This is a genomic window from Flavobacterium zhairuonense (genome assembly GCF_004352915.1).
Classification (GTDB): domain Bacteria; phylum Bacteroidota; class Bacteroidia; order Flavobacteriales; family Flavobacteriaceae; genus Flavobacterium; species Flavobacterium zhairuonense.
The window spans coordinates 41,582-59,149 of sequence record NZ_SJSY01000072.1 but is presented as its reverse complement, the minus strand read 5'-3'; the positions used below and the strand labels follow the sequence as shown (position 1 = coordinate 59,149).

General features: G+C 32.6%; 18 protein-coding genes. 12 read left to right on the top strand and 6 right to left on the bottom strand.

All coding sequences use genetic code 11. The annotated features are described in order from the left end of the window. Window positions 1–30: 30 nt before the first annotated feature. From porG to murI, 6 genes are all read left to right on the top strand, one after another. The gene (gene porG / locus EYY60_RS10555; protein ID WP_132989315.1) at window positions 31–714 is read left to right on the top strand and encodes a type IX secretion system protein PorG; all 684 of its coding nucleotides are present in this window, start codon (window positions 31–33) and stop codon (window positions 712–714) included. A 4-nt stretch (window positions 715–718) separates the two neighbouring features. Beyond that, on the top strand, window positions 719–1,459 hold the full coding sequence (locus EYY60_RS10550; RefSeq protein ID WP_132989314.1) for an isoprenyl transferase: 741 nt from the start codon (window positions 719–721) through the stop codon (window positions 1,457–1,459). Next, the gene (locus EYY60_RS10545; RefSeq protein ID WP_162847873.1) at window positions 1,392–4,148 is read left to right on the top strand and encodes a BamA/OMP85 family outer membrane protein; all 2,757 of its coding nucleotides are present in this window, start codon (window positions 1,392–1,394) and stop codon (window positions 4,146–4,148) included. Before EYY60_RS10550 ends, EYY60_RS10545 begins: the two co-directional genes overlap by 68 nt. A gap of 41 nt (window positions 4,149–4,189) precedes the next feature. Then, the gene (locus tag EYY60_RS10540; RefSeq protein WP_132989313.1) at window positions 4,190–5,218 is read left to right on the top strand and encodes an OmpH family outer membrane protein; all 1,029 of its coding nucleotides are present in this window, start codon (window positions 4,190–4,192) and stop codon (window positions 5,216–5,218) included. Window positions 5,219–5,232: 14 nt separating this feature from the next. Then, window positions 5,233–5,736: an OmpH family outer membrane protein gene (locus EYY60_RS10535; RefSeq protein WP_208749468.1), complete on the top strand. Its 504-nt coding sequence runs from the start codon at window positions 5,233–5,235 to the stop codon at window positions 5,734–5,736. Window positions 5,737–5,891: 155 nt separating this feature from the next. Next, window positions 5,892–6,668 carry a glutamate racemase gene (gene murI, locus EYY60_RS10530; RefSeq protein WP_132989312.1) on the top strand — a complete coding sequence of 259 codons (777 nt, stop codon included), beginning with the start codon at window positions 5,892–5,894 and terminating at the stop codon, window positions 6,666–6,668. Between the two features lie 3 nt (window positions 6,669–6,671). On the opposite strand, the gene EYY60_RS10525 is transcribed toward murI, so the two are convergent. Then, complete coding sequence (locus EYY60_RS10525) at window positions 6,672–7,907, bottom strand: aromatic hydrocarbon degradation protein (protein WP_132989311.1); 1,236 nt, start codon at window positions 7,905–7,907, stop codon at window positions 6,672–6,674. Further along, window positions 7,908–9,239 (bottom strand): DUF4270 family protein, encoded by a 1,332-nt coding sequence (locus EYY60_RS10520; RefSeq protein ID WP_235832317.1) that lies wholly within the window; start codon window positions 9,237–9,239, stop codon window positions 7,908–7,910. A gap of 281 nt (window positions 9,240–9,520) precedes the next feature. Between EYY60_RS10520 and EYY60_RS10515 the strand changes: the two genes are divergently transcribed. The 5 genes from EYY60_RS10515 (at window position 9,521) to EYY60_RS10495 (ending at window position 13,624) form a co-directional block, all read left to right on the top strand. Then, a complete protein-coding gene (locus EYY60_RS10515) occupies window positions 9,521–10,312 on the top strand; it encodes a DUF6268 family outer membrane beta-barrel protein (RefSeq protein WP_235832316.1) in 792 nt (263 codons plus the stop codon). Between the two features lie 16 nt (window positions 10,313–10,328). Beyond that, a complete protein-coding gene (locus tag EYY60_RS10510; protein WP_132989309.1) occupies window positions 10,329–11,336 on the top strand; it encodes a Kelch repeat-containing protein in 1,008 nt (335 codons plus the stop codon). Continuing rightward, window positions 11,326–11,658 carry a DUF4907 domain-containing protein gene (locus EYY60_RS10505; RefSeq protein WP_132989587.1) on the top strand — a complete coding sequence of 111 codons (333 nt, stop codon included), beginning with the start codon at window positions 11,326–11,328 and terminating at the stop codon, window positions 11,656–11,658. Before EYY60_RS10510 ends, EYY60_RS10505 begins: the two co-directional genes overlap by 11 nt. Then, the gene (locus tag EYY60_RS10500; protein ID WP_132989308.1) at window positions 11,659–12,771 is read left to right on the top strand and encodes a sensor histidine kinase; all 1,113 of its coding nucleotides are present in this window, start codon (window positions 11,659–11,661) and stop codon (window positions 12,769–12,771) included. 136 nt (window positions 12,772–12,907) lie between these two features. Further along, window positions 12,908–13,624, top strand: coding sequence for a LytR/AlgR family response regulator transcription factor (locus EYY60_RS10495; RefSeq protein WP_132989307.1), 717 nt, complete (start codon window positions 12,908–12,910; stop codon window positions 13,622–13,624). Window positions 13,625–13,706: 82 nt separating this feature from the next. Here EYY60_RS10495 and EYY60_RS10490 read toward each other — a convergent pair whose 3' ends face one another. Together EYY60_RS10490 and EYY60_RS10485 are read right to left on the bottom strand one after the other, a co-directional pair. Beyond that, on the bottom strand, window positions 13,707–14,225 hold the full coding sequence (locus tag EYY60_RS10490) for a gamma carbonic anhydrase family protein (RefSeq protein ID WP_132989306.1): 519 nt from the start codon (window positions 14,223–14,225) through the stop codon (window positions 13,707–13,709). A gap of 6 nt (window positions 14,226–14,231) precedes the next feature. Further along, on the bottom strand, window positions 14,232–15,221 hold the full coding sequence (locus EYY60_RS10485; RefSeq protein WP_132989305.1) for a PorP/SprF family type IX secretion system membrane protein: 990 nt from the start codon (window positions 15,219–15,221) through the stop codon (window positions 14,232–14,234). A gap of 143 nt (window positions 15,222–15,364) precedes the next feature. Between EYY60_RS10485 and EYY60_RS10480 the strand changes: the two genes are divergently transcribed. Then, window positions 15,365–16,264, top strand: coding sequence for a NifU family protein (locus EYY60_RS10480; protein WP_132989304.1), 900 nt, complete (start codon window positions 15,365–15,367; stop codon window positions 16,262–16,264). A 92-nt stretch (window positions 16,265–16,356) separates the two neighbouring features. Here the strand turns inward: EYY60_RS10480 and EYY60_RS10475 are convergent, their stop codons facing one another. Together EYY60_RS10475 and EYY60_RS10470 are read right to left on the bottom strand one after the other, a co-directional pair. Continuing rightward, window positions 16,357–16,767: a hypothetical protein gene (locus tag EYY60_RS10475; RefSeq protein ID WP_132989303.1), complete on the bottom strand. Its 411-nt coding sequence runs from the start codon at window positions 16,765–16,767 to the stop codon at window positions 16,357–16,359. 145 nt (window positions 16,768–16,912) lie between these two features. Further along, window positions 16,913–17,560 (bottom strand): hypothetical protein, encoded by a 648-nt coding sequence (locus EYY60_RS10470; RefSeq protein ID WP_132989302.1) that lies wholly within the window; start codon window positions 17,558–17,560, stop codon window positions 16,913–16,915. Between the last annotated feature and the right edge of the window lie 8 nt (window positions 17,561–17,568).

Here is a 17,568-nt window from a genome sequence, read left to right as displayed (position 1 = left end):
TTATTATATTTGCACGCAATTTTGAATTAAATGAAGAAAATTTTTAATTTATTGTTATGTTTTTTCCCCTTTATTACACTTCATGCTCAAATAAATGAGTTAGGTGTTTTTCTTGGCGGAAGCAACTTTATTGGCGACGTCGGAAGTACGACTTATATCAATCCAGACAAACTGGCTTTCGGTGTATTATACAAATGGAATAAAAGTCCGCGTCACGCGTACCGCTTTTCGTATACACAATCTACAGTTTCCGGAAATGATGCCGATTCAGATGAATCAGGAAGATACAACCGAGGATACAGCTTTAGAAACAACATCAAAGAGCTTTCTGCCGGTTTAGAATTTAATTTTTTCGATTTTAATCTGCACGATTACCATACAAAAGTTACACCTTATATATATACAGGTTTAAGTTACTTTTTTTATGATGACCTATACATTCAAGGAGGCTATACGTACAAGGACAAAACTTCAAGTTCGATTGCCATTCCGATGACTTTAGGAATCAAATCAAATATAACGCCCCACTTTATTATAGGAGCCGAAGTTGGCGCCCGCTATACTTTTACAGATAATATTGATGGTAGCTATCCTTCAAACAGCAATCTTTCGAATTTGCGTTTTGGAAATTTAAATAATAATGACTGGTATGTGTTCTCTGGCATTACACTGACTTATACCTTTGGACAAAAACCTTGCTATTGCGCAGAATAAAAAAATGAATTTACTAGACTCTATAGATCACAAAAATTTGCCTAAACACCTTGCCATTATTATGGATGGGAACGGACGTTGGGCTAAACAACAAGGTTTTTTACGCGCTTTTGGCCATGAAAACGGCACAAAATCAGTAAAAAAAACAATTACAACCTGTGCCAAACTTGGCATAGAGTATTTGACATTATATGCTTTTTCTACTGAAAATTGGAATCGACCAAAACTGGAAGTTGAAGCATTAATGAAGATATTGATCAATTCATTAAAAAAAGAGCTAGTTACTTTACAAGAAAACAATATCAGACTAAACGCTATTGGAAATCTTGAGAAATTGCCAAAATCAGCCCAAAAAGAACTTTTAGACGTTATGGATAAGACGAAAAACAACACTCGTCTTACGCTTACACTGGCTTTAAGTTACGGATCGAGAGAAGAATTGGTAAATGCCGTGAGAATCATCAGCGATAAAGTTAAAAATAATATAATTTCATTAGACACTATTGACGATTCAATTATAAATGAGCATCTTTACACGCAAAATTTACCTGACGTAGATTTATTAATACGAACAAGTGGAGAACATAGAATAAGTAACTTTTTGCTATGGCAGATTGCCTACGCAGAATTGTATTTTACGAATGTCTTATGGCCAGACTTTAAAGATCAAGATTTATATGAGGCTATCATTAGTTATCAAAAAAGAGAACGTAGATTTGGAAAAACAAGTGAACAAATTAAATAATTTTTTAGTGTTACAAAAGAGAATACCACAATTAATCTGTACCCTATTATTTTTGGGTAGTTTTTCACAAATAAAAGCACAAGAGCGAGTTCCTTTTGATCAAGGAAAAAAATATATTCTTGCTAAAGTTTCTGTAGTTGGTAAAATAAGCTTCAATGAACAAACCGTTGTTACTTTCTCTGGTCTTCAAAAAGGGCAGGAAATTACTGTACCTGGTGAAGAAATCAGTAGCGCTATTAAAAAATTAGGCAAACTTGGCCTTTTTGACGAAATCTCTTTTTACATCAATAAAGTTGAACACGACAGTATCTATCTAGACCTGAATATTGTTGAGCTTCCTAAATTGAACGAAGTTAAAATCGTTGGGGTCAAGAAGAGCAAAATTGAAGGACTTATTAAGGATAATAATTTGACAAAAAGCAAAATTGTCAATGAAAACTTGATTACGACAACTAAAAACTATATTGAAAATAAATATAAAAAAGAAGGCTACTATAACACAAAAGTTACTATTACAAATACACCTGACACCACTGCTGGAAACCAAGTAAACATGTTGGTTCGAATTGACAAGGGCGATAAGGTAAAAATTAGCAGTATTGATTTCACCGGAAACAAACAACTTACTGACACTCAATTAAGAGCCGCAATGAAAGACACGAAACAAAAAAACGTACTTCGTGTTTTAAAAGCATCAAAATTTATTCCTGAAAAATACAAAACTGACTTAGAAAAAGTAATTGCAGCCTACAAAGAAAAAGGCTATCGCGATGCTCGTATCATTTACGACTCTGTTACTTATAATAAGGACAAAAATATGCTTGCCATAAAAATTAATGTCGAAGAAGGAAACAAATACTACTTTGGTAACATTAAATTTTTAGGAAATACTGTTTATTCTGACCAATTTTTACACCGTATTTTAGGTATTAAAAAAGGAGAAATTTACAACGGAGTTTTACTAGAAAAACGTATCGCAGACAAATCAAAACCTGATGCAGAAGATATTACAAACTTGTACCAAAACAATGGTTACTTGTTCTCTAATATCAACGCGGTAGAGACTAGAACAGCTAATGATACAATTGATTTTGAAATTAGAGTAACAGAAGGTCCAATTGCTTATTTCAACAAAATATATGTTACAGGAAACGACAAAACAAATGACCACGTTATATATCGTGAGTTAAGAACTAAACCTGGAAACAAATACAGCAAAGAAGAATTAGTTAGAACAATTCGTGAAATTGGTCAGTTAGGTTTCTTCGATCCGGAATCTATCAAACCTGAATTCAGAAATGTTGATGCTGGAGCTGGAACAGTAGATATCGAATACCAACTTGTTGAAAAAGGATCTAGCCAGGTCGAGCTTCAAGGAGGTTACGGTGGAGGTGGTTTCATTGGAACTTTAGGGCTTTCGTTCAACAACTTCTCAGCTAGAAATATATTCAACAAAGAATCGTACAAACCACTTCCGATGGGAGATGGTCAAAAAGTAGCACTTCGTTTGCAAGGAAGTACATATTTCCAAACGTACAGCTTATCATTCTCTGAGCCATGGTTTGGAGGCAAGAAACCAGTACAATTTAGTTCTGCGATTTCATACAGTAAGCAGTTCAACAACAATTATGCAACAAGAACTGTTGATAAAAGCAAAAGTTTTAATATTTTTACTGTACAAGTTGGTTTAGCAAAACGTTTAACGGTGCCTGATGACTTCTTTGTATTATCACAATCTGTAAGTTACCAGCACTATGACTTGAACAATTATTACACTGGATTGTTTACCTTTGGTAACGGAGCATCGCGAAACCTTGCTTATACTATAGGCCTAACCAGAAATAACAAAGGTACAAACCCTATTTTCCCAATGTATGGTTCGGAATTTAGTATTTCAGCGAAAGTAACGCCTCCGTATTCATTATTTAATGGAATTAATTATGGAGATTTACAAAACCAAAAAGAATACAAAACACAATATACTGGAGCGAATGACTCTGGAGTAGATGGCCAACCATTAAACACAGGCGATTATGTGAAAACAGAAACCGTTAATGGAAAAACTGGATATGTAAGTGTTGGTTCAGACTATGCTAGTGCAGATACTGATCAAGGCAAAGTCGATCAAAAGAAATACAATTGGTTAGAATACTATAAAATTAAATTCAAAGCAGACTGGTATACTAAGGTTTATGGAAAATTAGTATTAAGAACATTGACAGAATTTGGTTTCTTAGGAGCTTATGATCAAGCAAGAGGAGTTGTACCGTTTGAGCGTTTTTATTTAGGAGGAGACGGAATGGCGCAATACTCAATGGATGGTAGAGAGACTATCGGTTTAAGAGGTTATCCAAACGGATCATTGACTCCTACAAATGCTGCGGGTCAACAGATTGGAGCAACAATCTATAACAAATTCTCTATGGAGTTACGTTATCCTATTACACTAAAATCGTCAGCATCAATTTATGCGTTGACATTCTTAGAAGCAGGTGCATCTTATCCTCAATTTAAGGATTACAATCCGTTTGATTTGAGCCGTTCTGCAGGTGTAGGATTACGTGTATTCATGCCAGCATTTGGATTATTAGGAATCGATTTTGGTTACGGTTTCGACGCACTTCCTAATTCTGTTACCAATAAACCAAATGGATGGGAAACTCATTTCATTATTGGACAACAATTTTAGACAATTAGCGTTTGGTTAAAAATCATCAATAAAGTTATGTTATGAGAAAACAGTTTTTATTTTTATTTTTAGCCTTGATTGTAGCAAATACAAGTCAGGCACAGACAAGAACGACAAGAATTGGCTATATAGACATGGAGTATATTCTTGAAAATGTTTCTGACTATAAAGAGGCGACAGCTCAATTGGAGCTGAAAGCTCAAAAATGGAAACAAGAAATTGAATCCAAAAAAATAGAAATAAACAAACTGAAAGAAAGTTTAAAAGCAGAGAAAGCACTTTTGACAAAAGAGCTTATTGATGAAAGAGAAACTGAAATAAAATTTCTGGAAACAGAAATGATGGATTATCAGCAAAAGCAATTTGGTTCTGATGGAAATCTGATTCACCAAAAGGCCGCATTGGCTAAACCAATCCAAGATCAAGTTTTTACGGCAGTGCAAGATATCGCAGAAGCTAAAAATTATGATTTTATTTTTGATAAGTCTTCAGACTTGACAATGCTTTTCAGCAACAAGAAATTTGACATCAGTGATCAGGTTATACGAATTTTAAACAGAACTGACAAAAGAGAACAATTGACTAAAAAACAATTGAAAGATCAGGAAGTTAAAGAAGCTAAAGAAAATGCTATTGACGAAAATCCAGCGATGGCTGATCGACAAAAAGCACTTGATGAAAAAAGAGCTGCGAGAGAAAAACTAATTGAAGACAGAAGATTAGAACAAGAGGCTAAGAAAAAAGAATACGACGATAGAAGAAAAGCCATTCAAGCAGAAAGAGAAGCTAAAAAAAATGGCACGGTTTCTGAACCTGCAAAAACAGCTGAAGCTGCAAAAACAACTGAAGCCGTTAAAACTGACGGAACAACAGCAAAACCTGCGGCAACAACCGAAACTGCACCAGCAACAACTGAGCCAGCAGTAGATAAAGCAGCAGAAAGACAAAAACTTTACGAACAACGTAAAAAAGAACTAGAAGAAAGAAGAAAGAAAATATTAGAAGAAAGAGAAGCGGCCAAAAAAGCAAAAGAAGCCGAAACGCAAAAACCTAATACGACCAATAATTAATTAATATTTTAAAAATGATGAAACAAATCAAAACTTTACTAATTGCTGCCGTTCTAATTTTAGGAGCAAGTAACACAATGAATGCACAGGCTAAGGTTGCCCATGTTGATGTTAGCGAGATTATGTCGAAAATGCCTGCTATGCTAGATGCTCAAAATCAACTACAAAAATTAAGTGGTACATACGACGCTGAATACAAAAAAATGGTAGACGAATACCAAACTAAAATCAAAAAGTACGAACAAGAATCTACAACAGCAACTGAAGCTGTTAACACAGAGCGTGCTAAAGAAGTTCAAGACATGCAAAAAAGAATTGTTGATTACAGAGACAATGCACAAAAAGAACTACAACAAAAAGACAATGACATCATGAAACCAATTATGGAGAAAGTGAAAGCTTCTATCCAAAAAGTTGGAAAAGCTAAAGGTTACCAATACGTTTTAGACGGTTCTAGCCTTATCTTGGCTGATGGTCCAAACATCACTGCTGATGTTAAAAAAGATTTAGGATTCTAATAAACGAATTCTTCAGTATTAAAAAACTGCTCAAACTTTTAAAAGTATCGAGCAGTTTTTTTTTACAATAAATTAAAATAAAAAAAGAAAATAATTCGCAGATTTCAGCTAAATTCAAATATCAATTTATTTCAAAAAATACTAAATTTGTATTTATGACAAACAACAATCCTATAGGCGTTTTTGATTCTGGAATTGGAGGAACTTCAATCTGGAATGAAATTCATAATCTTCTTCCAAACGAAAAAACTATTTATTTAGCCGATAGCAAAAATGCTCCCTACGGTCAAAGAGCCAAAGAAGAAATTGTTGCACTCAGCAAAAAAAATGCAGAATTTTTAATTGAAAGAGGCTGTAAATTGATTGTTGTAGCTTGCAATACTGCAACAACAAATGCTATTCGTGAACTACGTGCAGAATACGATATTCCGTTTATTGGTATTGAACCAGCAATTAAGCCTGCTGCTAATAATTCAAAAACTCAAGTTATTGGTATTTTAGCCACAAAAGGGACTTTGAACAGCGAGCTGTTTAATAAAACTGCCGAAATGTTTCAGAACACTACAATCATTGAACAAGTGGGCCATGGTTTAGTACAGCTTATTGAAGACGGAAATTTAAACTCCCCAGAAATGACAGCGCTTTTAGAATCGTACTTAAAGCCTATGATAGATGCAAATATTGATTATCTTGTTTTGGGTTGTAGTCATTATCCGTACTTGATTCCTCAAATAAAAAAAATACTGCCGGACCACATCCAGATTATAGATTCTGGTGAAGCAGTGGCCCGTCAGACCCAAAATATTTTGCGTGATAAAGTTGGTTTCTCAGATCTTAAAGATGCTGAGCCTGAATTTTATGTTAATTCAAATCCTGTGGTATTAGAATCTATTTTAGACCACAAATATCCTGTGATCAAAAAAGATTTCTAAAAGCTATTCAAACTTTCGCTTGACGAACCATATTCCGTCTAACGATAAATTTAAAGACAGTTTATGATAATTTTCTTTTATTAAATTATCCGATATTCTCCCTTTTTGTCCGTACGAATATGAAATATTCAGGGTCGTTAATGTATTTTCTATCGGTAACGAAAGACCAATTGAAACTGCCGCATTATTTATGCGTTTGCCATCTACTTCAAGATATCCGTTATCAAAGTTGGCTCCCATTGCATATTGAACGCGATCCCAATATTTTCGATAATCTTTTTTTGCTCTATAGGTAAACCCAAGTGCAAATCGGTCTTGATTTACAAAATTTCCGTAAAGTTCGGATTGTTTGGTATCATCCCAAAAGCTCTTTTCATAATCTAAAGTCATGTTTAAATTGTTTTTGAAACGTTTGCTAATCCCCACTCCTATTTCTAAAGGCATATAGTAATCGTCTATATCTGACGCAACCTCAGACTGAATTGTTGTTGTCACATCATCTGCAATAGTCGCAACGCTTTGTACTTTTGAAGCATTGACTTGAGAAGGAAGCTTGACCACTGGAGCAATCGTAAAAGTTGAATCGATTTTATATTGCGCTCCAAATGTCGCTCTAACACCTTTATAACTCGTTTTTTTGCTAATGGTTGTGAGTGTATTTGTAACCAGGTAATGCCTTTCATCAGTAGTGCTTCCGAATAATACTGAGCCAGCAAAACCAAGAGAAAGTTTTTTTCCAAATCGATAACCATACGAAAAATCAAAATTATTCAATCCGCCAGATCCAACTGCGGTTAAATAATAATACTCCTGACTGCCTTCTATTGGCAATTCTAAATTCGAAATTTTAAAAGCTGCACTCGAATATGGACGCAACGCCAAACTAAATCCTGAATTCTTAGTAACCGGAAAAGCAAAAGCCATGTGCGAAAACTGAAAATTATTTCGCTTTTCACTACGTGAACCGCTTTGATAAATCGTTGTTATAGCTTTTCCTCCAATATCAAACATAAAATGATTTAAAGAAGTAAACCCTAACGACGCGGGATTTAAATTATTGATAAAAGTATCCGATGGCAAGGCCATACCCGAAGAACCAATTGAAGGAAGAATTCCGAAATCAGAATCATACACGCTACCTACTCCATAAAGCGAATAAGGTGAACTTGAAATACTTTGAGAAAATGAAGTCAGCGACAATAAAATGAAGCAACTTAAATAAATGATTTTACTTTTCATTTAATAGGAGATATAATAAATTTTCAATTGAACTTTATTGTTTGGGTGTTTTTGATCGCCCAAAACAATTCGATTTACTGTTTTGTAAATCCCTGGCAATGTCAAAATCAGAGAGGATTTGGAATCGGATGTTTTTAGCATTTCTTTTTGCAAAAAGTTCCCAAGCGGAATTGAATACGCAACATCTTCATTGAATTCGTCACTTTTTTTATTTAAAACACCATAGACCGTAGTTCCAGCAGAATTTACTAAAGAAGTACTTATTCGGTTTAATTTATCTGCTACAAAAACAGACAAAGAATCTGCCAAAGGATATTTAGCCGAATAAGTATTATTGACAGGTTTTAAAATAAGTTCAGCATTGACAATTGCTCCGTTATCTGAAATATATTTGAGTTGCTTAATGTTTGGAAAATCAATTCTGCATGCGACTCCTGTTCCCGACTGAATAAAACCTTGCCGATCCGTGAGCGAACTTGATAATTTACTGCTCGAAATAGGCAGATTCTGAATCAGGGTTCCTGTTTTATCTAACGAAATAGAGTTAAACTGCCTTGTTGCGTCAGCAATTGTAAAATCTAATGTATAAGATATCTCTTCAGTGTCTGCTTGATATTTGGAGTAGTACAACCGCACTTTGCTGGTCGAAACATGAAAGCCAATCATACTCGAAGAATTTGTTGTAGAAGGAACAATAACCAATCCTTTGAGGTATTCTGAAAAACTATCAAAATCTGTAATTTCTCTCTTTTTTAATTTCTGAAAAAGTGCAGAACCAAAAGCATCACTCATTTTTATTGTGATAGAATCTTTTTCTATTGGTCTTGGCTTATACGAAATACTTCCTATACTTTCATCACCATAAGTCAATGACGAATTATTATAAAAATTTTCATCTTCTGTATTTGGTTTTACTCTTTGCGTTAATCTGTGAACATTAAGTGTCTGCACACTTGTCGTATCTCCATAGTAATAATTATCGTATTTTAAAATCACGGCAATAGAATCAAACACATAATTCACCGTTTCAGTATCAGAACCGCCACCAGAATTTAAGGTATAAGAGTCAGCAGCTAATTGAAAGTAACTATTTGATTTTACTTTTCCCAAAATAGGATCATCATAATTTCCAACTAAAATTCTGCTCTGATTTGAAGTAATCAATGAGTCAAAATTTATTGTCGCCATATCAACCGTAACAGTGTCGATCATAATAACTTTATTGTTCACAGCCAAATAATCTGACCCGACAACAAATTCCCCAGCATCTGTATCTGTACCGCACGAAATGATCGTGATCGCAAAAAAGAACATCAATATAAACTTGTGCATAATAAAATTTTTGAGCAAATATAAAATGCCTCATTCTGCACGACACTATAACATATACAGCCATGCTTTTTTGCACTACAAACAGCAAAAAATCATCTATAATACCCAATGACAAACAAATCTTCAATTCAGCCTTTAAAAAGGCAATTTAGTCTATCAAAAAACGCCATACATATATATTCTTTTTTTTAAAAGCATCAGCCACCTACTTTTGAACCAATAATTATGCAATGAGAATAAGGCTTTTAATATGTTCGGTTTTTACAATTTCATTTTTTAGTATGAAGGCTCAAGAAACTTTTTCGGCAAATGTGAATGTAAAAACAGAACCTACTGATAAAATTGATTTTAATGAGAGCAGTATTTCGGTAGTATTTAATAAAAAAATAAACACTAAAAATCAGCTCACCAATACAACTGAATATTCTAGGCTGAATGTAAATTATGATTTTAATCATTTTTCGGAACTTGAAAATTTAGATCGGTTTAATCAATTTCACAATAAAACAGATTATTCATTTCAAACTTGGGACAAAACAAAGTTGAAGTTTTCACTTACGCCAATGTTTAGCTTTCAGCAAAATTTAGATGCCTTTGATTTTACGCTTTTAGGAAGTTTTGAAATCAATCAGCAATTGAGTTCCAATACAACTATTTCTATTGGAGTGGCGCGATCTACCGTTTTTGGAAATCCGAAATTTATTCCTCTTGTAACACTAAACTATAATTTAAGCGAAGAAAGCACTATTTCGATTGGATTTCCAGATACAAAAATTTCATACTCAAATAATATCCGAAACAAATTCAGTTTAACAAACAGCTTCAATGGAAACTTTTACAATTTAGACCAAAAAAAAGATTCATATTACAATGCTTCAAGAATGAGTTTGTCACAAATGACTTCGGCATTTGAATATGAGCGAAATGTAGATGGAAATTGGTTTTTGAATTTTAAGGCTGGGTATGATTTCAACAAAAATTACAAACTCACCGATTCTGAAGACCACACTTTATACAATTTTAATACTGGCAACGGATACATTTTAGGAATTGGGATCAAATACAAACAATAAATAAATTTAATACATTATGAATAATTTGAAAAAAGGAATATTATTCGCGACTCTATTTTCAGCTCTTGTTTTTGTAGGCTGCAGTAATGATGATGACGATGACGATTTGATAGGAAACTGGATTAAAAAGTCGGCATTTGATGGCCCAGCAAGATCTAGTGCCACAAGTTTCGTTATTGGCGATTATGCATATGTAGCAACTGGTTATACCGGCGATGAATATTTAAAAGATTTATGGGCTTACAATTCAAATGGTGATTATTGGGAACAAAAAGCTGATTTTATTGGAGTTGGAAGAAGCTCCGCTTCAAGTTTTGCTTTGAACGAAAAAGGATATGTTGGTCTTGGTTATGACGGAACAAATAAATTAAAAGATTTTTTCCAATATGACCCAACGAACAACAGCTGGACTCAAAAAACAGATTTTGCAGGAACAGGACGTTATGGCGCGCTTGGATTTCAGGTTGGCGGAAAAGCTTATTTTGGAACTGGTTATGACGGAAACTATCTAAAAGATTTCTATCAATATAATGATCAAACAAATGCTTGGACATTAGTAAACGGTTTTAGCGGAAACAAAAGACGTAATGCTACTGTTTTTATAATTGGCGACAAAGCTTATTTAGGAACTGGAATCAACAATGGTGTTTATCAAGAAGATTTTTGGGAATTTGATCCTGCATCAGACACTTGGACTAGAAAACGTGATATCGATAAAGACATTGATGACGATTACACTTACAATGATGATTATGCAGTAACACGTTCAAATGCATCAAGTTTTTCAATGAATGGTTTAGGATATGTTGTTGGCGGCGATGGTGTAAAAACGGTTTGGGAGTACAACCCATCAACAGATCTTTGGGTTGAAAGAACTTCTATGGAAGGTGCAACCAGAACTGATGCAGTAGGTTTCGCAATCAATAACCGAGGTTTTTACATGCTCGGACGAGTTGGATCAACTTATTTTGATGATGCCTGGGAATTTAAACCACTTGATGAACAAAGCGACGATGATAATTAATACCGAAAAACAATTCTTCTGGACTAAAATCCAGAAGAATTTATTGTTTATTTTACTTGTTTTGCAATTTACTGCATGCGGAAAAACAGAAACATTTAAAATTGATTCTTTCCAAACTAAAACAGGTTGGGGATATACGATTTCAGCCAAAAACAAAATCCTAATAAAACAATCTATTATTCCCGTAATCAGTACTGTAAAAAGTTTTTCATCTGAAGAAGATGCATTAAAAACTGCACATTTAGTAGTTAGCAAACTCGATCAAAATATGTCACCAACTATAACGAAAAATGATTTAATTTTATTAAAAATAAAATTGTAAATGAAGCTAGACGCCATTAAAAATACTAACTCAAACAAAATTCTATTTCATTGCATCATATGGATTTTCTTTATATTGACTTCTTTAATTCAATTTTACGAAAGTCCTTTCAAAATCAATAATGATTTTTATGCACAATGGATTACCGGAATTATATTGTTTTATCTAAACTATTTTTACTTGGTTCCAGCTTTGCTTTTAGAGAAAAAATATTGGTTATACTTTATTTTTGTTTTGGCTCTTATCGTATTGTTCATGGTCATCCGAACTAATTATTTCCTTCCGGAATTCAGACATTTAAGACCTGAAAATATGGGACCGCCAAGAATGATGCCTGATCCTAAATTTTTTCCAAAAGGAGGACCTCATTTTAGAACCGAAATTAGGCGACAACCACTTTTCTTTAAAATTGGCCCTTCTTTTTTCTATATTTTAATTATTACTATAAGCGCAATTATTAGAACATTGGCTGAATTTTATAATAATCAGCAAAATAAATTAATTGCCGAAACTCATAGAACAAGTACTGAATTGATCTATTTGCGCAAACAAACAAATCCGCATTTTTTATTCAATTCCTTAAACAGTATTTATTCATTAGCACACAAGAAATCTGATTTGGTCCCTGATGCCATCGTGACATTATCTGAACTCATGCGATACATGTTGTATGAAACTGATAACAAAACGGTGGCTTTAGAAAAAGAGATCAATTATATTCAGAATTATATTGAACTGCAAAAACTGCGATTAAACAATATTGAAGATATTGTCATAAATGTGCACGGCGATACTCGAAATAAATTTATCGAACCATTGCTTTTGATTTCATTTGTTGAAAATGCCTTTAAATATGGAACAGATTACAAAGGCGCCGCGCACGTAAAAATCAAAATTTTCATTCTTGATAACAGTCTTGATTTTTGGATCGAAAATACAATCGAAAACTATGTTAAAGATCCTGAAAACTCAGGAATTGGTTTGGTAAATATTCAAAACCGACTTGATTTGCTTTATCCAAATGCGCATCAGCTTACTATAACACAAGATAATGCCTATTATCGAGTGCATCTGAATTTAAGTTTGGATCAAATTCAAACTGCTATAAATTAAAAATATTATGCTGAAACGTTAAGAGATAATTATAAAATAAAGACTTATTTTATGAAAATTTTAAAACTTAATTAATTGATTTCAAAGTACTTTTGAACACCAAAACAAAACTTTTTATAATCTAATTTCCAGCAGAATGAAATGTGTAATTATTGATGACGAACCTTTAGCAGTTGAATTATTAGAAGATTTTGTCAAGAAAGTAGATTATCTTGAATTAGTCAGCACTTTTAATAATGCTATTGACGCCGTTTCTTTTATCAATCAAAACAATGTCGATTTAATTTTTTTAGACATTCAGATGCCACACTTCTCTGGAATTGATTTTTTGAATACTATCGAAAAAAAGCCTTTGGTAATTTTCACTACTGCGTATTCTGACTATGCTGTAGAAGGTTTCAATCTTGGAGCTGTAGATTATTTGGTAAAACCAATTCCGTTCCATCGTTTTCTAAAATCAGTTGTAAGAGCACAGCAAATCGTGAATCCAGCAACTGCAATCCAAGCTATTTCCGAAAATACAACAGCTCCTGAATTAGAACAGGATTTTATGTTTGTAAGAGCCGAATATGAAAACGTAAAAATGAATTTTTCGGATATCTTATTTATTGAGGGACTGAAAGATTATGTAAAAATCTACACAACAGACAATAAATTCACACTGACTTTAATTAGTTTAATAAAACTTGAAAATTTGCTTTCCAGCAAAGGATTTTCACGAATTCATAGGTCTTATATCATCAATATAAAACATGTCAAATCGATACAAAAAAATAAGGTTTTGATTAGCGACAAACGAATTCCAATCAGCGAAAGCTATAAGACTGCTTTCTTCGAAAAAATCAATTTATAATTTTAAATTCCAATAAAAAAAAACAAATTCCAATTAAATGTATAATTGGAATTTGGTTTTTTAAATTTTAAATATTTCTTGTCTATTCTTCGTTTTTAAGCCAACTTGAATACATTACGTAATTGTTCGAAATACGCTCAATTTCCCCTGCAAAATTAGACTGATCTATATCTTTTACTTTTTTTGCTGGAACACCCGCATAAATACTTCCTGACTCTACAATTGTATTTTGAGTAATAACTGCTCCCGCCGCAATAATGGAATTGCTTTCTATTACGCAATTATCCATTACAATAGCACCCATTCCAATTAAAACATTATCATGAACTGTACAGCCGTGAACAATGGCATTATGCCCAATTGAAACATTATTTCCAATAATTGTTGGATGTTTTTGATAAGTACAATGAATAATTGCTCCATCTTGAATATTTACTTTATTTCCAATTTTAATAAAGTGAACATCACCGCGAACAACTGCATTGAACCAAACACTACAAGAGTGTCCAAAAGATACATCCCCTACAATAGTAGCATTTTCAGCAACATAGCAATCTTCTGGAATCAAAGGCGATTTTCCGTTTACAGACTTGATCAACATAACATATTAATTAATAGCAGGACAATTACAATCGTAACGTTCTTTTTTACAAAACAAATTGATTCCTAAAGTAATTTGGTGATAAGCACCAGTATCAAATTTTACGTCACCCATAACCTGCGAGTAGGTATAAGCAAACATAAAATTGTTAAAATTGATTCCAATTATCGGAGTAAAATATTGCAATTTTTGAGCTTTCACGCCACTTCCTGTACTGTATTGTGCGCCATCAAAACTTCTTCTGTATGACAATGCGGCCCATAAACTTCCAAAATCCATGTTTTTATAGCCTTTAAAATTCAAGTCGATTGTTTTTTCTTTTGTCTTGTCAAAAACCTGAAGCAATACCGAAGGTTCCCAAGTGAAGTTGTCATTTTTGCCAAAAACATATCCTGCGCTAAGCAAAAACTTTCTCAAATTATCACTTTCATAATCTGTATATAATTCTCTTCTAGTTTCTAGCAATCCCTGAACCGTTGCATGTGCATAAAAATTTAAATAATTATACGAAGCTCCAACATCAACATTGAAATAAGAATCTTTTTGAATAGAACCAAAAACAATTGGATCAAAAGTTCCTCCAAATTTAGTTTCATCTAATTGACTCTGAATAACGCCTCCGCTGATACCAAATGAAAGCTGATTCAAATCAAGTTCATCTCTAGAAAACATAATATGATGTGCATAAGTAAGCTTTAGTCCTTTTTGAGAATGATATCCATTTTTATCATTAAAAACAATAATTCCGGCTCCTGAACGTTCTCCTACTCTTCCATTAAAGCTCAAAGTTTGCAGTGAAGGCGCATCTTCTTCTCCAAACCATTGTTTTCTTGCAGTCAATCTAACTTTTGCACAATTTGCCGCACCAGCCATCGATGGATGAATCAAATAAAGGTTATCAGACAAATAATCTGAGTAAACAGGAATTCCTTCTTGCGAATAGGAATAAAATGAGGTAATCAAAAAAATGAACAAAACCTTGATTCTAAATTTCATAAAGGCAGAATTGTTTAAAGAAATTTTTGACTCTTCTAATTTAATACGATTTATTTGTAAAGAGTCTTAATTATTTTATTAAAAAACCAAATATAAGTATTAGTAGAAAATAACTTTACTAAATTTGCAAAAAATATACGACCATGACAAAAATCACTATAAAAGAAACACAAAACCCTACCATTCTTAAGTTTGAGTTTGATGATTTCATTACTAGAAATCAAAATTTTGAATTCAAAAACATTGACGAGGCTAAATCTTCACCTCTTGCACAGCAATTATTTTATCTTCCGTTTGTAAAAACAGTTTATATTTCAGGAAACTTCATTGCAATCGAGCGATTCAGTATTGTTGATTGGGATGATGTGAAAGATGCTGTAGCAGAGCAAATAGCTGCATTTGTTGATAAAGGCGGTGTTATTGTAAACATTGACGAAAACGCACCTAAAAAACAGCCAATTACGGTTTATGGAGAAACAACTCCAAATCCTGCAGCGTTAAAATTTGTTGTTAGCAGAATGTTGACTAGAAATGCAGTTGAATATAAAAATATTGATCAGACTGCTTCTTCTCCGCTAGCTCAGGAATTGTTCAAATTTCCTTATGTAAAAGAAATTTTTATTGATGAAAACTACATTTCGGTAACGAAATACGAAATCAACAATTGGGATGAAATTACTTTGGAATTAAGAACTTTCATTAAACAATATATTGAAAACGGAGGAACTGTTCTAGACGAAAGTTTGATTGAAACTAAAGCCAAAAATGAAGCAACAAAAGATGAAGCGTTTGACAAATTAGATGTTACTTCACAGCAAATCATCAACATCTTAGAAGAATATGTAAAACCAGCTGTTGCTGCCGATGGTGGAAATATTGCTTTTGATTCATACAATGAAGACAACAAAACTGTAAAAGTTATTCTTCAAGGTGCTTGCAGCGGTTGTCCTTCATCAACTTTTACTTTAAAAAGCGGTATCGAAAATATGCTAAAAAGCATGCTTAATGATGAAGCAATTACGGTTGAAGCTTTGAATGCTTAATTAAATTATAACACAACAAAATTTCAAGTTTTTATATTTTAAAATCCCGGCAAATAAATTAATCTGTCGGGATTTTTTAGCATAATAGCTTACTAATAGTGCCGAAGTAAAAACTCTGCTTTATTGTAATCAAACATATGAAGTTTCACAAAATCTACAGCTTCATATTGCCCTTCCGTATAAAATGTTTTATTAGCAATTTCTTGAATATCTTTCATTGGCAAGGCGGTTACAGACATATGATTACTGAAATAAACTTGACTTCTGTATCCATTTAATTGGATTACCTCATCATTGCTAAATGTAATTTTTAAGTCTTTATTATTCATCATTAAATTATCATAGCAATCTTTGTAAGTTATGGTATATTCTCCTTCTGCCTGTGGAATTCTTCTAAGTATAAAAAAGGCTCCAGTTACAATATTTTCAATAAAATAATAATTGCCTTGTCTATCAACAGGACGAACAATTCTAATTTCTTGTATTATTTTTTCTGAATACATAATTTAAGTTTTACGTTATTTTGAGATCTTTCTGTACTATCTTCTATTTTTTGAGTTTGTCTTTTTCAGTTTTTCTATAATCATTTTACCCTTGTCTCAATATTTTTTGTCTTCAAAATCATTTAACCATTTTGTCACATTTATTTTAAAAAACTTCGGCACCTATAAATAAAACAAGCTGAATACCTAATAATATCCAAAAAAACAAATAAGAAGGTTTTACAGCTTCAGATAATATTCTGCTTATTCTTGTAGAAATAATGTCTGATAATTTTAAATCTTTATTTTTAAAATCAATATCATCAAGTTTTACTTTTGCAAACAAATAATTAATTACTTTTTTCTTAATCTTCGAGTCTTCCTGATCTTTATTGTTTTCCTGCAATAATTTCAATCGTAATATAGATTCATTAGAGATACTATTTACTATTTCACTATTATCTGTTACTTTGTCTACAATTCTAATTATTTTGCCCTCCACAAAATTTTGTGCTTTGTTTTTCCACATTAGATAAAGCACAGACTGAATTGCTATTTTATTAGCCAATAGGAAATATAAAAGAATAAAAATAGGGGAACCAACAACTAAAATAAATGCGCATGGGTTATTTAACGCCAAATTAATCATGAGCGCAATAGCATTTCCATGTCCACCACCTGCTAAACGTATGTTTTGAAATAATATAATCATAAAAAACATTATGGAAGACAAAAGTCCAGTGGTTAACACTATCAACCATTTTAATGTTGTCTTTGCTATAATTGTAACTCCAGTTTTAATATTTTCTTTCATTTATTATT

Excerpts from the sequence above, each read along its gene's own strand:
- porG (WP_132989315.1), top strand. The coding sequence starts at position 31 with ATGAAGAAAATTTTTAATTTATTGTTATGTTTTTTCCCCTTTATTACA.
- EYY60_RS10550 (WP_132989314.1), top strand. The coding sequence starts at position 719 with ATGAATTTACTAGACTCTATAGATCACAAAAATTTGCCTAAACACCTT.
- EYY60_RS10545 (WP_162847873.1), top strand. The coding sequence starts at position 1,392 with ATGAGGCTATCATTAGTTATCAAAAAAGAGAACGTAGATTTGGAAAAA.
- EYY60_RS10540 (WP_132989313.1), top strand. The coding sequence starts at position 4,190 with ATGAGAAAACAGTTTTTATTTTTATTTTTAGCCTTGATTGTAGCAAAT.
- EYY60_RS10535 (WP_208749468.1), top strand. The coding sequence starts at position 5,233 with ATGATGAAACAAATCAAAACTTTACTAATTGCTGCCGTTCTAATTTTA.
- murI (WP_132989312.1), top strand. The coding sequence starts at position 5,892 with ATGACAAACAACAATCCTATAGGCGTTTTTGATTCTGGAATTGGAGGA.
- EYY60_RS10525 (WP_132989311.1), bottom strand. The coding sequence starts at position 7,907 with ATGAAAAGTAAAATCATTTATTTAAGTTGCTTCATTTTATTGTCGCTG.
- EYY60_RS10520 (WP_235832317.1), bottom strand. The coding sequence starts at position 9,239 with ATGCACAAGTTTATATTGATGTTCTTTTTTGCGATCACGATCATTTCG.
- EYY60_RS10515 (WP_235832316.1), top strand. The coding sequence starts at position 9,521 with ATGAAGGCTCAAGAAACTTTTTCGGCAAATGTGAATGTAAAAACAGAA.
- EYY60_RS10510 (WP_132989309.1), top strand. The coding sequence starts at position 10,329 with ATGAATAATTTGAAAAAAGGAATATTATTCGCGACTCTATTTTCAGCT.
- EYY60_RS10505 (WP_132989587.1), top strand. The coding sequence starts at position 11,326 with ATGATAATTAATACCGAAAAACAATTCTTCTGGACTAAAATCCAGAAG.
- EYY60_RS10500 (WP_132989308.1), top strand. The coding sequence starts at position 11,659 with ATGAAGCTAGACGCCATTAAAAATACTAACTCAAACAAAATTCTATTT.
- EYY60_RS10495 (WP_132989307.1), top strand. The coding sequence starts at position 12,908 with ATGAAATGTGTAATTATTGATGACGAACCTTTAGCAGTTGAATTATTA.
- EYY60_RS10490 (WP_132989306.1), bottom strand. The coding sequence starts at position 14,225 with ATGTTGATCAAGTCTGTAAACGGAAAATCGCCTTTGATTCCAGAAGAT.
- EYY60_RS10485 (WP_132989305.1), bottom strand. The coding sequence starts at position 15,221 with ATGAAATTTAGAATCAAGGTTTTGTTCATTTTTTTGATTACCTCATTT.
- EYY60_RS10480 (WP_132989304.1), top strand. The coding sequence starts at position 15,365 with ATGACAAAAATCACTATAAAAGAAACACAAAACCCTACCATTCTTAAG.
- EYY60_RS10475 (WP_132989303.1), bottom strand. The coding sequence starts at position 16,767 with ATGTATTCAGAAAAAATAATACAAGAAATTAGAATTGTTCGTCCTGTT.
- EYY60_RS10470 (WP_132989302.1), bottom strand. The coding sequence starts at position 17,560 with ATGAAAGAAAATATTAAAACTGGAGTTACAATTATAGCAAAGACAACA.